Consider the following 14,938-nt stretch of genomic DNA (forward strand, 5'->3'; position numbering starts at 1 on the left):
ATGCCATGCCCACGGTGCTGTGGTTTCGGCGCGATCTGCGCCTGCGTGATCTGCCGGCCCTGCTCGACGCGGCGTCCGCCGACGGCGAGGTGCTGGCGTGTTTCGTGCTCGACCCCCGGCTGGAGGCCTCCTCGGGGGCGCGCCGGCTGCAATACCTCTACGACGCGTTGCGCGCGCTGCGCGACAGCCTCGACGGGCAGCTGCTGGTCACCCGAGGCCGGCCCGAACAGCGCATCCCGGCGCTGGTGAAGAAGTGCGGCGCGTCGGCGGTGCACGTGTCGGGCGACTACACCCCGTTCGGGCGCCGCCGCGACGAGGCCGTGCGCGCCGCGCTCGGCGACGTGCCGCTGGAGGCGTCGGGTTCGCCGTACCTGGTGTCCCCCGGCCGGATCGCCAAGCCCGACGGCTCCCCGTACAAGGTTTTCAGCCCGTTCTTCGCGGCGTGGCGCCGGCACGGCTGGCCGAAACCGGCGGCGTCGGACGCCGGGTCGGCACGCTGGATCGACCCCGCCGACGTCGCCAAGGGAGTCGAGATCCCCGACGTCGCCACCCGAATCGACCTCCCGGCCGGCGAGGCGGCCGCGCTGGAGCAGTGGAAAGCGTTCGCCGCCAACGATCTCGGCGGCTACGCCGAGGATCGCAACCGGCCCGACCTCGACCTCACCAGCCGGATGTCGGCGCACCTGAAGTTCGGCGCCATCCACCCGCGCACCATGGCCGTCGACCTCGGCCGCGGCAAGGGTGCGCAGGCGTACCTGCGCGAGTTGGCGTTCCGCGACTTCTACGCGTCGGTGCTGAGCGAGTGGCCGCGCAGCGTGTGGTGGAACTGGAACAGCTCGTTCGACGACATGCCGACCGACGACGACGCCGAGGCCCGGAAACGGTTCGAGGCCTGGAAGGCCGGGCGCACCGGGTTTCCCATCGTCGACGCCGGAATGCGGCAACTCGCCGAGACCGGCTGGATGCACAACCGGGTCCGGATGATCGTCGCCTCGTTCCTGGTCAAGGATCTGCACCTGCCGTGGCAGTGGGGTGCGCGCTGGTTCCTCGACCAACTCGTCGACGGCGACATGGCCAACAATCAGCACGGCTGGCAGTGGGTGGCGGGCACCGGCACCGACGCGGCGCCGTTCTTCCGGGTGTTCAACCCGAACACCCAGGCCCAGAAGTTCGATCCCGACCGCACCTACGTGCGGCGCTGGGTGCCCGAGGTCGACGACGACAGCTACCCCGATCCGATCGTCGACCACGCGGCCGAACGCAAAGAGGCGCTGCGCCGGTACTCGGCGATCACTTGATGATCTGGCCGCCGTCGACCGGCAGCGCCACCCCGGTGACATACCGGCCGGAGTCACCGCACAGGTACACCATCGCATCGCTGATCGCCTCGGGTTCGACGGGCGGAATGCCCAGCAGCGGTTGTTGCGAGACGCTGAACGACGGGTTCTCACCGGCCCACTCGGCCAGCGCCTCGTTGTAGATCATCGGTGTGGCCACCCCGCCGGGGTGCACGGTGTTGACGCGAATGTTCTTCTCCGCCAACCCTCGTGCGAAGTGGCGCATCATTCCGATCACGCCGTGCTTGGCGACGGTGTAACCGGCCGCGCCGTGGTTCATCGTGCCGTAGTCGACGGTGACGGGTTTGAACCCGGCGGCCGAGCTGGTGATCACGATCGCGCCGCCGTCGCCGTGCGCGAGCAGCGCGGGCAGCGCCGCGGTGATCGTGTAGTAGACCCCGTTGAGCATCACGTTGACCGCGTCGGTGAACGCGGCCAGGTCGCGGCCCTGGCTGCCCGCCGCGGGCAGGATGCCGGCGTTGGCCAGGACGAAGTCGATGCGGCCCAGCTCGTCGACCCCGCGGGCGACGATCTCCTGCAGCCGTTCGAGGTCGCGCACGTCGCCGCGTTCGGCCACGATCCGGCGGCCGGTCTTCTCGACCAGGTTCACGGTCTCGTCGAGGTCCTCGCGGGTCGCCATCGGGTAGGCGACGCTGGCGATCTGATCGCACAGATCCACCGCGATGATGTCGGCGCCCTCCTCGGCGAACCGCACCGCGTGCGCCCGCCCCTGACCACGCGCCGCGCCGGTGATGAACGCGACCTTTCCCTCGAACTGCTCAGCCATGAGCGATCACCCTACGGAGGCCGCGGATCGGGCTGTGCCAGAATGTCGGCAGTAGCGAGCCGGACCGTGAGGAGTAGCCGTGGCCAACACCGAGGTGCAGCGACACACCGGGGTCGACGTCGAAGAGGTGCCGTCCGCGGAGTGGGGTTGGTCGTATGTGAACCCCCGCGTGTTCCACATCGGCGGGCTGCTGGGAGCCGCGTTCCTGCTGTTCATGATCCACGGCAACCACACCGGGCGGGTCGAGGACCTGTTCCTGATCGGGTTCGCCGCGATCATCGTCGCGTTCGTCGCGCGGGACTGGTGGCTGCGCCGGCGCGGCTGGATCCGCTAGCCCGCACACCCCTCTCACACCGTCGCCAGCGGCCGGAGATCTCCGGCGCGCAGGTCGAACAGCGTCTCGGTGGCCTCCGCGGCACCTCCCAGTTCGGTACTGCCCAGTTCGGCGGCGGCCAGCGCGCGGGCCTTGAACGCGCGCGCCGCGACGCTCAACCGGTGCGGCCTCGGGTCGATCGAGCCGCCCATACCGTCGGGCAGCGCGGCGCCCCAGGCGATCACCTCGACGTCTCCGCGCCGGGCCGTCTCCACCGCATACGCCCGCACCCGCGCGTCCCGGCGCAGCAGCGTCGCGCTGACCGCGAGCGCACCGTCGACCGGCGCGGTGAACACCTCGTCGGTGATCTCCCCGGCCGAGTCGGCACCCAGGATGGTCAGCGCGCGCACATCCGGACAGTCCTCGACGCGCACCATCACCTCCCAGCCGGCGCTGGCCCGGTCGAACAGCCAACCGCCCGCGAGGCCGACCACGTCGGCGAGGTCGGCGGCCAGCACCGTGAGCTGATGGCGGTTGACCCGCTCGTCACGGTCCCCGTCGCTCAGTACGCCGTCATCGGTAGGGGCTCGAGTTGCCATATGCGTCCAATCCGATCTGTGAGCGACGCCGGGCGCGGGCTGCCGGCGCTTACCTAGAGCGTGACATTATTACGCATATCTGTAAAGGTACGGTTTGGTGACGGAATGCCACGGAACGACTCAGTGCGCGAGCGGCAGCGCCGCGGCGACGGGCGCCAACTCGTCGCGCAGTCCGGCGGCGCGCCGGATCTCGGCGAACGCGGCCAGCATCGCGTCGGTCGCCTCGTGCGGATCGTCGAGCGTGCGGTCGTCGGTCAGCACCGAGATGGCGAGCTGGTCGACGTAACTCCACACGGTGATGTTGAGCCCGCTGCCGGTGACGACCGGACCGACCGAGTAGATCTCGGTGATCGCGCCGCCGGCGAGGTCGCCGCGCTCGCGCGGGCCCGCGACGTTCGAGATCGTCAGGTTCATCACCGCGCCGGACTGCATCCGGCGGGCCTGCATGCGGAAAAACCTCGGCGCCAGTGCCGGCGGCAGGTACGCCATCCACGCCGGCAGCACCGTCGGCCCCAGCAGGCGGTGGTTCTCCTTGGCGATCTCGGTGGCCACCGCGGTCAGTTCCACGCGCTGCAGCGGATCGTCGATGTGCACCGGCAGCGACGGCATCATGTACGTGAACTCGTTGCCCGTCAACCGATCCGGCGATGGGTTCGTGCACACCGGGACACCGGCGATCAGCGGTTCGTCGGCCGCGCCGTCGTGGCGCAGCAGCAGGGTCCGCAGTGCACCGGCCGCGGTCGCCAGCACGATGTCGTTGAGCGTGACGCCCAGCGCCCGTGCGGTCTCCTTGACCTCCGGCAGCAGCAGCGGCGCGGTGGCGAAGCGCCGGCCCGGCGAGACGACGTGGTTGAGAAACGTCTGCGGCGGGGCGAAGCTGCGCGCCATCTCGGGGTGGCGGCCGCGTTCGGCGGCCCGCCTGCGCACCCGCGACACCCCGGCGCCGGTCTCGGCGAGCAGTCGGGGCATGCGACGGATCAGGTCGGCGTGGTCGCGGACGGCGGACCCGAGCAGGTGCGCGCGCGTCCCCGGCCCGTCGTCACCGGTCAGCGGTGTGGTGTCCTCCGGTGCCAGCGCCTTGGCCAGTTGGTTGGCCGAGGCCACGCCGTCGGCGAGCACGTGGTGCACCTTGTGGACGATCGCGATCCGGCCGCCGGTCAGGCCCTCGACGAAGTACATCTCCCACAGCGGGTGGCCGCGGTCCAGCGGGGTGCTGGCGATCTCGCCGACGAGGTCGTCGAGTTCGCGGCGGCCGCCCGGCGGGTCGACGCGCGCGCGACGCAGGTGGTAGTCGAGGTCGAGGTCGGGGTTCTCGCACCACATCGGGTGATGCAGCCGCAGCGGGATGTCGACGAGTTGGTAGCGCAGCGCCGACAACCGCATCAGCCGCGGATACGCCACCCGACGGAACATCTCGAAGTCGAAGCCGTCGACGCCGGAGACGTCCAGGATGCCGACTTTGAGTGTGTGCATGTGGATCTCGGGTGTCTCGCTGTAGAGCATCAGGGCGTCGACACCGTTGAGTCGCTTCATCGTCCCGCCTCCCGTCGCTCCCGGTCTTCCCGAAACGGGCGATTCTCAAGCCACTGGCCCGAAGGCATGACGGTCGAGGCGAAGTTTGTAAAGCTGTCGGGATGAGCCTCGTCGCGGCCCGTGGACCGCTCAGCAAGGACCCCGCCGGGTGGTTCACTCCCCCGCTGCCCGCCGACGTGGTGTTCGTCGAACCGCATCCGCGACGGGTTCAGGGGCTGCGCGACGGGCGCGCGGTGATCGACACAGAGCGGGCGCTGCTGGTGCACCGCCGCGACCATCCGCTGAGCTATGCGTTTCCCGCCGAGGAGGCCGCGGATCTACCGGGTGAGCCGGTCGCCGAGGCGCCCGGGTATGTGCGGGTGCCGTGGGACGCGGTCGACACCTGGCTCGAGGAAGGCCGCGAACTCGTGCACTACCCGCCCAACCCGTACCACCGGGTGGACTGCCGACCGACCGACCGGGCGCTGCGCGTCACCGTCGCCGGCCAGACGCTGGTCGACACCTCCGACACCGTGATCGTGTTCGAGACGTCGCTGGAACCCCGTCTCTACGTCGACCCGTCGCACGTGCGGACCGATCTGCTGCGGCCCTCGGCCACGACGAGCTACTGCAACTACAAGGGCTACGCGACGTACTGGTCGGCCGTGCTGGACGACACCGTCGTCGACGACGTCGCCTGGAGCTACCCGGACCCGCCGCCGGAGACGCTGCCGATCGCGGGCTTCTTCAGCTTCGACGCCGAACGCGCCGACGTGCGGGCGGCGCTGCCGCGAAACTGAACTTGTGCTCGACTCGTCGGCGAAGATTCGCACACAAGCTCAGTTTCGGCGGATCACCGAGTCGCCGAACCGTTCGATCGTCTCGACCGTGTGCGCCAGGCTGTCGCCGGGCAGCCCGACCTGCACCCAGGTGACGCCGATCCCCGCCAGCTTGTCCAGGCCGGCGAGATAGGCGTCGGCGTCGAAGTCGTCGCTGCCGGGATCACCGCCGGCGGGGTTGGTGAACGTGACGTCGATGGTGGAGAAGTCGCGGCCGGCCTCGTCGCAGCGGCGGCGCAGATCCTCGATGCCGCGGGCGAGCGTGTCGACGTCCATCGTCGCGGTGCGCGCGGTCTGCGCCAGCTGCGCGGACGCGGCGAACGGGCACCAGGCGTCGCCGTACGCGACGACCCGGCTGCGGGCGGCGGCGGTGTTGCCGCCGATCCAGATCGGCGGGTGCGGGTCGCTGACCGGTCGCGGGTGCGCGGTGATCCCGCTGGCGGTGAAGTGGCGTCCCTGATAGGAGAAGTCGTCGGTGGTCCAGATGCCGCGGATGACCTCGAGCGCCTCCTCGAACAGCGCGGCGCGCTCGTCGAAGTCGACGCCGAGCGCGGCGAACTCCCGCTTCAGGTAGCCGACACCGACCCCGAGGGTGAACCGTCCGCCCGACAGCAGGTCCAGCGTGGCACCGGATTTGGCGACGACGAACGGGTTGCGGTACGGCAGCACGACGATGTTGGGGATCAGCCGCAGCGTCGACGTGGTGGCCGCCGCGTAGCCCATCGCGACGAACGGGTCGACCGCGTCGTGGCCGCCGGCCTCGAGCCACCGCTGCGTGGGGGCTGGGTGGTCGGTGAAGCCGAACCCGTCAAAGCCCGCCGCCTCGGCCGCCGCCGCGACCGTCGCGATCCCGGCCCCGGTCACGAGTTCGGGGTTGTAGGGATGGCTGTGCATCGGATGGGTGAAGGTGAACCGCATATCAGGCTGCCCCGTTCAGAACTGGCTTCTCGGTATTGGAGAATGTCGTTACACCGCGCAAAGTACCGTATCGACCGCGCCGACCCGGGAGGAACCGCACCGCAGATGAGCAGACCCGAGATCGGCGTGTACCTGCCCCAGATGGGGTTCACCTACGAGCAGCTGCTGCATCGCACGCGGCGTTGCGAGGACCTCGGCATCGATTCGGTGTGGCTCTATGACCACCTCTACGGGCCGGGTGTCCCGGACTACCCGTCGTTGGAGGCCTGGACGCTGGCCACCGCGCTGCTGAGCGACACCGAGCGCATCGACATCGGACACATGGTGCTGTGCAACCAGTTCCGCCACCCGGTCGTGCTGGCGAAGATGGCCACGACGCTGGACCAGATCGCGCCGGGCCGCCTGCAGCTGGGCATCGGCAGCGGGTCGGTCGAGGACGAACACCACCGCGCGGGGCTTCCGTGGGGCACGTTCCGCGAGCGGTCCGAACGGCTCGGCGAGACGCTGCAGATCCTCACCCAGGCCTTCGCTGACGAGCGGATCGACTTCAGCGGCAAGCACTTTCAGATCCGGGACTTTCCGGTCAAGCCGGGACCGACGCGGCGCCCGCCGATTGTGGTCGGCGGCGTCGGCGAGAAGTACACCCTGCCGCTGGTGGCCCGCTACGCCGACGTGTGGAACGTGCCCACCTATGCGCTGGGCGAACTGCGGCACAAGGTGTCGGCGCTGCGCGCGCTGTGCGACGAGGTCGGACGCGACCCGTCGACGATCGTGCTGTCGGTGGAGGCGGTGATGGCGCTGGCGCCCGACGACCGCGCGCTGCCCGAAGTGCGTCAACTGGCCGAAAAGCGTTTCGGGATGCCCGCTTTCGGGCTGCACGACGGCGGTCTGGTCGGCACGCCGTCTGCGGTCGTCGATCGCCTCGGCGAGCTGACCGAGATGGGGTTCGGCCAGATCGTGCTGTTCACCCACGACCGCGGGTCCGACGAGACGCTGGACCTGTTGGCCGCCGAGGTCATCGCGAAACTCTAGGCGGGCCGTTTGGCCGGCGGCGAGTAGTTGGGCCTGCCGAGGCCGAGCACGTGCTGGGCGATCATGTTGCGGAACACCTCGAGCGTGCCGCCGTAGATGCCGGTCGGGCCGGCCAGCCGGAACAGGTACTCAGCTGCTCCGTCGTCGGCGGCGCCGTCGGTGCCGACCGGCAGGGTGGCGGCCGGACCGAGGAGGTCCATCAGGTCCGGGGTGACATCGCGCATGGTCTGGGCGATCGCGACGCGGCCGAACATCTCCGGGCTGCTGGCCGCGGCCTCCATCCGGGCGATCGCGCGGCCGAGCCGGTACCGCACCGACGCCTCGGGGCGGGCCACGGCGGCGGCCCGGTCGACGGCCTCGCCGAGCAGCAGCAGATGCTCGGTCATGGTGGCCAGCTTCTGCAGTCCCAGGTTGTCGCGTTCGATGGTGCCGTGTTCGGCGTTGAGTGCCTCGCGCAGCACCGTCCAGCCGCCGTTGACCTCACCCACCCGGTAGCGGTCGGACACCCGCACGTCGCTGTAGTAGGTGATGTTGGTGCGGTCGCCGTCCACGGTGCGGATCGGCTGGATCTCGACGCCGGGGCGGTCCAGCGGCACCAGGAACATGGTCAGGCTCTGGTGCTTGGGCGCGTCGGGGTCGGTGTTGGTGATCAGGAAGACGAACTGGGCGTTGTGTGCGTTCGAGGTGAACATCTTGGCGCCGTTGACAACCCAGTCGTCACCGTCGCGCACGGCGCGGGTCTTGCAGGTCGCGACATCCGAGCCGCCCTCGGGTTCGGTGTAGCCCAGGCACAACCGGACCCGCCCGGCCAGCACGTCGGGCAGGATCTCGTCGAGCAGTTGCGGGGAGGCGAACTGCTGCAGACAGCGCGCGACCATCATCGTGGTGGGCCAGTGGAACCACGGGGTGTGCGCACGCCCGATCTCCAGTTCCCAGATCCGCCTGCGCACGACGCTGAACCCGCCGTCGGCCTCGGAGTTGAAGTCCGCGGCGAGGTAGCCGGCCTCACCGAGCGCCAGATGCACGCCCTCGTCGAAGTTCTCGCCGGTTTCCCGGTCCCGCTCCAGTACCTCGTCGGTCACGATGCGGGCCAGGAACTCGCGTAGCTCGCGTTGGAACGCCTGATCGCTCTCGCTGAGCTGCACGCGGGAGAAGTCCATCTGGACACCGTGACACTATTGCGGTTAGTTGTAAAGTCTCCCGGAGCTCGGACGAAAGGCAGCACCTTGGGCATCGTGACCACCAGCTCGGAAACCGCGTTCCCGCACGCGCCCGAGACGATCTACGACTTCGTCACCAACCCGGCGAACTGGCCCAAGACCTACCCCACGAGCGCGAACATCGGCGGGTTGCCCGACCACCTGCCGCTGACCGTCGGCGACACCTGGACCGAGACCGGGCCCGACGATGGCCGCATCTTCACCTGGCACCTGGCGATCGCGATGCGCCCGACGCTGTGGGTGTTCAACTCGGTCGGCCGGCTCGGACACGACCGCGACGGCAACGGCGGGATGGCGGGCCGGATCACCGTGCAGTACCACTTCACCCGGCCCGGCCGCGATGTCACCCTGTTCACCAGGACGATGACGGTGGAGGCCCCGAAGGACGAACCGCTGCCCGACGGTTTCTTCCGGGCGGTCAATCCGGCGCACATCGACGCGTACCACGAAGCGATCGCCCGCGAGCTCGGCTAGTTGCGGCGAGCGTGCGGGTCTGCACACGACACGCCGACAAATTCTCGTCGTTTGCGCACGCTCGAACGGCGCCGGACGTGCGCATCACGATCCTCGACTAAGCCCGCGGAATCGGCGCCACCACATGGTTTTCGAGGTGGTCGAACACCACGTCGGTGCGCACGCCGGCGACCTCGCGGCGTTTGGTGACCGAGTCGAGAACGAAGTCGCGCAGCGCCTCGGTCGACGGCACGGCGACGTGCACGAGCAGGTCCTCGGTGCCGGTCGTGACGAACACCTGCAGCGTCTGCGGTAGCTGCAGTACGAAATCGCGGAACTCCTGGATGATCTGGCGCGACTGCGGACGCAACCGCACGGTGACCATCGCCTGCACCGGCCTGCCCAGTTTCGCGAGATCGACGCTGGCGTGCACCCCGGTCAGCACGCCGCGCGCCCGCAGCGCCCGCACCCGTTCCAGCGTCGTCGAGGGCGCGACGCCCAGCGCAGCGGCGAGGTCACGGTTGCTGCGCCGACCATCTGCCTGCAGCGACTCCAGGATCGCCGTATCAAGTTCGTCCACACTGCCTCCCAAACGCGCGTCACCAAATTATATTCGGCTCAGAATCATATTTGGACGATTAATGCCTAGCTTTGATCCCTATGACCGAGCAGATGATGCGCTCAGCCGAGCACAACCCGACCATCGCCACGAAGATCGCCATCGTCGTCCGCGACGACCTGCCCGCCTGGCAGAAGCTCAACATGACCGCGTTCTTGGCCAGCGGCATCGCCGCCAGTGCGCCGGACTCCGTCGGGGCCCCGTACCGCGACGCCGACGGCACCTCCTACACCCCGATGTTCGGCCAACCGGTCATGGTCTTCACCGCTGACCCCGACCGGCTCACCCGCACCCTCAACCGGGCGCTCGCCCGGGGTGTGGTCCCGGCCGTGTTCACCGCCGAGTTGTTCACCACGGGGCACGACGAGGCCAACCGCGCGGCTGTCGCCGCCCTGGGGCGTGACGACATCAACCCGATCGGCCTCGCGGTGCGCTCCGACCGCAAGACCGTCGACAAGATCGTCGACGGTCTGCGCCTGCACCGCTGAAGCTCAACGAGGATGCAGCGCCCGACGCAGCGCGGCACCCTGCAACTCGAACAGCCGCATGCTGGTCTCCCACTCCGGCAGCAGCGAGTCGAACCCGTGACACGTGCCCGCGAAGACATGCAGGTCGGTCGCCACTCCCGCGCGCATCAGCCGCACCGCGTAGTCGATCGCCTCGTCCCGCAGCGGGTCGAGCTCCGAGCAGCTGATGAAAGCCGGTGGTAGGCCGGATAATTCGTCGGCCCGTGCGGGAGCAGCGCGCGAGTCGGCCGGCGCGTCGCCGAGATAGTGGCGCCACATCGCCTCGGCGGCCGGGCCGTCGAATCCGGGTGTCTCGGTGAACTCGGCCTTCGACGGCGTCGGACGGTCGTCGAGCACGGGCTGATGCAACAGCTGGAACACCACAGGCCCCGCGCACCACTGCGCCAGCCCGGCGGCCAGGGCCCCGCCCGCGCTGCTGCCCGCGACCGCGATCCGCGCGGTGTCCACCCCGAGCTCCACCGCGTTGCCGACCACCCACGAGTGCACCAAAAGCGCGTCGTCGAGCGCCGCCGGATAGGGATGTTCGGGCGCCAGCCGGTAACCGACCGAGATCACCGTGCAGGCCGCGCGCCGCGCGAGCTCGACGCACTGCAGATGGTCGGTGTCGAGGTTGCCGAGCACGAACGCCCCGGCGTGACAGTAGATCACGGCAGGCGCCGGCGCGGGCCCGCCGCGGTAGATCCGCACCGGGACGTCGCCGGCCTCACGGTTCTCGTACTCGGTCCCCGCGGTGATGACCTCGGCGGCGGTCTCGGCCCTGCGCTGGTTCAGGGAGTCGCGGACGAAGCCGAGCAGACCGGCCGACAGGTCGGTGCGGGCGTCGGCGAAGCCCCGCAGCGCCGGGTCGAGCCGGTCGCCGATGCTCACGGGTTCTCGGCGGCCTGCAGCGCGGCGCCGCCCACGCCCCCGCCGACCGGCGACCCGAAGAGGTAGTCGGACGGCCGGAACCGGCGGGTCATCTTCCAGAACGCGCCTGCGCTGCGCGGCCACTGGGTCACCACCCGCCCGTTTTCGGCGCGGAAGTAGCTGCTACAGCGGGTGAGCCACACGGTGCCGGTCATCCAGCGGTCGATCCTGGCCAGGAACGCCGCCATCACCTCGGGCCGCACCGCGATATACGTGCGCCCGCGGCGGCGCATGTGCGCCAGCGCGCGCACGATGTAGTGCGCCTGGGCCTCCAGCATGAACAGCACGCTATTGGAGCCGACGTTGGTGTTGGGCCCGTACAGCATGAAGAAGTTCGGAAATCGCGGCACCGCCATGCCGAGGTAGGCGTGCGCGCCCTCGCGCCAGACCTCCCGCAGCGAGGCGCCGCCCTCGCCGGTCACGTCGATCTGCCCCAGGTAGTCCGCGGCGGCGTAGCCCGTCGCACACACCACGACGTCGACGTCGAGTTCGGTGCCGTCCTCGGTCACCAGCACCCGGCGCCGCAGCGCGCGGGCCGGGCTCGCGACCACCCGGACGTGCGGCCGGGTCAGCGTGGGCAGATAGTCGCTGGCGAACACCAACCGCTTGCATCCCAGCGGATGCTGCGGGGTCAACGTGCGGCGCAGGTCCGCATCCTCGACCGTGTTCTCCAGCACCTTGAGCGCGACCTCGGTGAACTCCCGGGTCTTGTCGCTGCCGTGTTCGATCACCGAGATGTTGGCCTCGCTGCGCAGCCACAGCCGCGTCCGGTACACCTTCTTGGCCAGCGGGACGTACCGGAAGATCCGCCTCTCGCGCTCGGTGTACGGCCGGTCGGGTTTGGGCAGGATCCACGTGGGCGACCGCTGCACCGAGTACACGGTCGCGGCGACCTTGGCCACCTCGGGGATCAGCTGGGCCGCAGTCGATCCCGTACCGAGCACCGCGACCCGCTTACCGGTCAGGTCGACGGTGTGGTCCCAGCGTGCGGTGTGCATGACGGTGCCGGCGAACGGTTCCTCCTCGACAAGGTCGGGCATCACCGGCCTGGTGAACAGCCCGACCGCCGACACCACCACGTCGAAACGGTGCTGCGCGCCTTCGGCGGTGCCGAGGAGCCAGGCGTCGCCGTCCCACCGCGCCGAGACGATCTCGGTGTCCAGCAACAGGTGCTGGTCGAGTCGGTGCCGACGCGCGCAGCGCTCGAAGTACTCGAGGATCTCGCGCTGACCCGACCACAGCCGCGACCAGTCCGCGTTCAGGTCGAACGAGTAAGAGTACAGGTGCGACTTCACATCGCAGGCCAACCCCGGATAGGTGTTGATCCGCCATGTCCCGCCGACGCCGTCCTCGCGGTCGAAGATCGTGAAGTTGCGAAAGCCTTTCTTGCGCAGAAATATTCCGAGCGCAATTCCCCCGGGCCCGGCGCCGATGATGCCGATCGACAGATCGCGTCGACCCTTCACATTCGCAGGCATTGGCCTCCGTCCACGACGAGTTCGGCACCGGTGACGAACGACGCGTGCTCGGACACCAGGTAGGCGACGGCATCGGCCACCTCCGTCGGCTGTCCGAGGCGGCCGAACGTCGCGGCCAGCCGGCCCTGGGTGGCGTCGTCGAGCATCGGTGTCGCGATCGGGCCGGGAAACACGGCGTTGACCCGAATGCCCATCGGTGAGAGTTCGGCGGCGGCGATCTGGGTCAGCCCCCGCAGCGCCCACTTCGACGAGCCGTAGGCGGCGTGGTTCGGGAATGCGCGCATCGCGCCGGTGCTGCAGGTGTTGACGACGGACGCGCCGTCGGCCTCGCGCAGATGCGGCAGCGTCGCCTGGATGCCGAGGAACGGGCCCAGACAGTTGACCCGCCAGCTGGTTTCGAAGCCCGCCGCGGTTTCGTCGGCCAGCGAGGCGCGGTGCAGCACGCCCGCGTTGTTCACCAGCGCCGTCACCGGGCCCAACCGGTCCGCGACGGTGTCCACCGCGGCGGCCCACTGCTGCGTCGACGTCACGTCCAGTGCGACGGCCAGCACACCGTCGTCGCCGAGTTCGGCCACGTTCGAGCTCAGTTCCTCGACTCGCAGGTCGCACGCCGCGACACGGAATCCGTCGGCCCGCAGGCGGCGCACGATCGCGGCGCCCTGCCCGCGGGCGGCGCCCGTGACCAGCGCGACCCGGTCCGTCATTGTGCCTCCCGCAGGATCTCGGCGGCCCCGCGGCGCAGGGCCTGCGACTCCGAGCCCAGTGTCAGCATGCGGAACCCGTTCTCCGCCATGGCTTTACCGTGAACACCGGCGTGGATACCGGGGATCAGTCCGGCCGCCTGTGCTGAAGCCTGAATCCGGGCGATCGCGTCCTGCACCACCGGCGCGGTCCACGCGTCCGCCGGGGTGTGCCCGAGCGAGATCGCCAGGTCCGCGGGCCCGACGTAGAGGCCTGTCACACCGTCGACGCCGCAGATCTCGTCGAGGGCCGCCAGCCCGCGGGCGCTTTCGATCATCACGAACACGCTGATCCGCTCCTCGTGCGCGGCGGGGTCGCGGCCCAGGTCGGCGCGCAGCGGGCCGTAGCTGCGCACCCCGGCGGGCGCGTACCGGGTCGCGGCCACCGCCGCGGCGGCCTGGTCGGCCGATTCGACCATCGCGACGATCACCGCGTCGGCGCCGGCGTCGAGCACCCGCCCGATCGGCGCCGGGTCGGTGCCGGCCACCCGGACCGCCGTCGCGATCGGTACATGCTCGAGGCGACGCAGTATCAGCGCGACGTCGGCGTCGTCGAGATAGCCGTGCTGGATGTCGAATCCGACGTAGTCGTATCCGGCGTTCGCGAACTCCTCGGGTCCCAGGATGGTCGGCCCGACGACCCAGCCGCCCCAGAGCCGCTCCCGCGCGGCCAGTGCGTCCTGCAGGCGGCTCATGCGGCGATCGCTATCTTGACCCGGTCGGGTGCCGGCCGGCAGGCGAGGTCGAACGCCGCCTGCACCTCGTCGACGCCGAACGTGTGGGTGACGTAGGAGGGCAGCAGATCCGGGTGCCGGCGGGCGAATTCGTCCGCGGCGGCCAGCATCCGACGGCGCTGCAGGGTGACCCCGGACTTGAGGGTGAGGTTGTTGCGCAGCATGGTCCGGATGCTGATCGGATAGCTGTCGTCGTCGGGCACGCCGAAGTAGAAGACCGTGCCGCCCGGTGCGGCGGCCTCGATTGCGTGTCCCAGCGTGGCGACCTGGTGACCGACCGCTTCGATCACGACGTCGGGCCGCTCCGCCGGTTCGAGGTGGCTGACCCAGCGGTCGCTGGTCGCGCGCACCACCGTGTCGACACCGAACGCGGCCGCCACCGACTCCCGGTCCACGGGGTCGACACCCGTCACCTGCCGGGCGCCGCAAGCCTTTGCCACATAGGAGAACAACAGCCCGATCGAACCTTGGCCGAGGACCGCGACATGCAGGCCGGCCAGCGCCGCCAGCTGTTCGACCGCGTAGAGCACGCACGCCAGCGGCTGCAGCGCGACGGCCTGCGCGGGGGTCAGCGACCGGTCGTAGGAGCCCAGCCCGTCACCGTCGGCGACCACGTGCTGGGTCAGCCCGTCGAATCCCGACGCCCAGCCGACGACCCAGTCGCCCACCGCGTGCGCGGTGTGCCTGCTGTCGATCACCTCCCCGACGATCTCGTGGATCGGGAAGCCGGGCAGTTCGGCGGCGCTGCGGCCGCGGTCACCGGGGATCTTGCCGCGCACACCGCGAAACGGCGGCAGGTCCGAGCCGCACACCCCGGCGGCGCGGAAATCCAGCAGCACCTCGCCGTCGGCCAACGGTGCGGTGCGCGTGGGGATGTCGCACTTCTGGAACGTGTACGGCGCGGTCAGGCGGTAGGACCACACG

General features: G+C 70.0%; 17 protein-coding genes. 6 read left to right on the forward strand and 11 right to left on the reverse strand.

The window, feature by feature from the left end; genetic code table 11:
• The first annotated feature begins 5 nt into the window (after positions 1–5).
• Complete coding sequence (locus BHQ18_RS00260) at positions 6–1,298, forward strand: cryptochrome/photolyase family protein (protein ID WP_069411569.1); 1,293 nt, start codon at positions 6–8, stop codon at positions 1,296–1,298.
• Here BHQ18_RS00260 and BHQ18_RS00265 read toward each other — a convergent pair.
• On the reverse strand, positions 1,291–2,124 hold the full coding sequence (locus tag BHQ18_RS00265; protein WP_069411570.1) for a mycofactocin-coupled SDR family oxidoreductase: 834 nt from the start codon (positions 2,122–2,124) through the stop codon (positions 1,291–1,293). The two genes, BHQ18_RS00260 and BHQ18_RS00265, sit on opposite strands and share 8 nt — an antisense overlap.
• Positions 2,125–2,203: 79 nt before the next feature.
• Between BHQ18_RS00265 and BHQ18_RS00270 the strand changes: the two genes are divergently transcribed.
• Entirely contained in the window at positions 2,204–2,458 is a 255-nt protein-coding gene (locus BHQ18_RS00270) for a DUF2631 domain-containing protein (RefSeq protein WP_069411571.1), read from the forward strand.
• Positions 2,459–2,472: 14 nt separating this feature from the next.
• Here the strand turns inward: BHQ18_RS00270 and BHQ18_RS00275 are convergent, their stop codons facing one another.
• On the reverse strand, positions 2,473–3,036 hold the full coding sequence (locus BHQ18_RS00275) for a hypothetical protein (RefSeq protein ID WP_234794033.1): 564 nt from the start codon (positions 3,034–3,036) through the stop codon (positions 2,473–2,475).
• 120 nt (positions 3,037–3,156) lie between these two features.
• A complete protein-coding gene (locus BHQ18_RS00280) occupies positions 3,157–4,569 on the reverse strand; it encodes a WS/DGAT/MGAT family O-acyltransferase (protein ID WP_069411572.1) in 1,413 nt (470 codons plus the stop codon).
• A gap of 101 nt (positions 4,570–4,670) precedes the next feature.
• Between BHQ18_RS00280 and BHQ18_RS00285 the strand changes: the two genes are divergently transcribed.
• The gene (locus BHQ18_RS00285; RefSeq protein WP_069411573.1) at positions 4,671–5,348 is read left to right on the forward strand and encodes a DUF427 domain-containing protein; all 678 of its coding nucleotides are present in this window, start codon (positions 4,671–4,673) and stop codon (positions 5,346–5,348) included.
• A gap of 39 nt (positions 5,349–5,387) precedes the next feature.
• Here BHQ18_RS00285 and BHQ18_RS00290 read toward each other — a convergent pair whose 3' ends face one another.
• Positions 5,388–6,305 (reverse strand): LLM class F420-dependent oxidoreductase, encoded by a 918-nt coding sequence (locus BHQ18_RS00290; RefSeq protein ID WP_069411574.1) that lies wholly within the window; start codon positions 6,303–6,305, stop codon positions 5,388–5,390.
• A gap of 105 nt (positions 6,306–6,410) precedes the next feature.
• Between BHQ18_RS00290 and BHQ18_RS00295 the strand changes: the two genes are divergently transcribed.
• Complete coding sequence (locus BHQ18_RS00295) at positions 6,411–7,337, forward strand: LLM class flavin-dependent oxidoreductase (RefSeq protein WP_069411575.1); 927 nt, start codon at positions 6,411–6,413, stop codon at positions 7,335–7,337.
• Here BHQ18_RS00295 and BHQ18_RS00300 read toward each other — a convergent pair.
• Positions 7,334–8,497, reverse strand: a complete 1,164-nt coding sequence (locus BHQ18_RS00300; protein ID WP_069411576.1) for an acyl-CoA dehydrogenase family protein — start codon at positions 8,495–8,497, stop codon at positions 7,334–7,336. The genes BHQ18_RS00295 and BHQ18_RS00300 overlap by 4 nt on opposite strands.
• A 66-nt stretch (positions 8,498–8,563) precedes the next feature.
• Between BHQ18_RS00300 and BHQ18_RS00305 the strand changes: the two genes are divergently transcribed.
• Positions 8,564–9,031, forward strand: coding sequence for a polyketide cyclase (locus BHQ18_RS00305; protein WP_069411577.1), 468 nt, complete (start codon positions 8,564–8,566; stop codon positions 9,029–9,031).
• A 97-nt stretch (positions 9,032–9,128) separates the two neighbouring features.
• Here BHQ18_RS00305 and BHQ18_RS00310 read toward each other — a convergent pair whose 3' ends face one another.
• Positions 9,129–9,590: an Lrp/AsnC family transcriptional regulator gene (locus BHQ18_RS00310; protein WP_069411578.1), complete on the reverse strand. Its 462-nt coding sequence runs from the start codon at positions 9,588–9,590 to the stop codon at positions 9,129–9,131.
• Between the two features lie 80 nt (positions 9,591–9,670).
• Here BHQ18_RS00310 and BHQ18_RS00315 point away from each other — a divergent pair, with 80 nt between their 5' ends.
• Complete coding sequence (locus BHQ18_RS00315) at positions 9,671–10,117, forward strand: PTH2-like family protein (RefSeq protein ID WP_234794034.1); 447 nt, start codon at positions 9,671–9,673, stop codon at positions 10,115–10,117.
• Between the two features lie 3 nt (positions 10,118–10,120).
• Here BHQ18_RS00315 and BHQ18_RS00320 read toward each other — a convergent pair whose 3' ends face one another.
• Genes BHQ18_RS00320 through BHQ18_RS00340 form a run of 5 tightly spaced genes read right to left on the reverse strand, consistent with a single transcriptional unit; the run spans position 10,121 to position 14,937 of the window.
• Entirely contained in the window at positions 10,121–11,023 is a 903-nt protein-coding gene (locus BHQ18_RS00320; RefSeq protein WP_069411579.1) for an alpha/beta hydrolase, read from the reverse strand.
• On the reverse strand, positions 11,020–12,540 hold the full coding sequence (locus BHQ18_RS00325; protein ID WP_069411580.1) for a flavin-containing monooxygenase: 1,521 nt from the start codon (positions 12,538–12,540) through the stop codon (positions 11,020–11,022). Before BHQ18_RS00325 ends, BHQ18_RS00320 begins: the two co-directional genes overlap by 4 nt.
• Complete coding sequence (locus tag BHQ18_RS00330; RefSeq protein ID WP_069411581.1) at positions 12,525–13,244, reverse strand: SDR family NAD(P)-dependent oxidoreductase; 720 nt, start codon at positions 13,242–13,244, stop codon at positions 12,525–12,527. The genes BHQ18_RS00325 and BHQ18_RS00330 overlap by 16 nt, the downstream gene beginning before the upstream one ends.
• The gene (locus BHQ18_RS00335; RefSeq protein WP_069411582.1) at positions 13,241–13,975 is read right to left on the reverse strand and encodes an HpcH/HpaI aldolase family protein; all 735 of its coding nucleotides are present in this window, start codon (positions 13,973–13,975) and stop codon (positions 13,241–13,243) included. The genes BHQ18_RS00330 and BHQ18_RS00335 overlap by 4 nt, the downstream gene beginning before the upstream one ends.
• Positions 13,972–14,937 carry a zinc-binding dehydrogenase gene (locus BHQ18_RS00340; RefSeq protein ID WP_069411583.1) on the reverse strand — a complete coding sequence of 322 codons (966 nt, stop codon included), beginning with the start codon at positions 14,935–14,937 and terminating at the stop codon, positions 13,972–13,974. The genes BHQ18_RS00335 and BHQ18_RS00340 overlap by 4 nt, the downstream gene beginning before the upstream one ends.
• Position 14,938 lies beyond the last annotated feature (1 nt).

Source organism: Mycolicibacterium flavescens (assembly GCF_001722335.1).
Lineage (GTDB): Bacteria > Actinomycetota > Actinomycetes > Mycobacteriales > Mycobacteriaceae > Mycobacterium > Mycobacterium flavescens.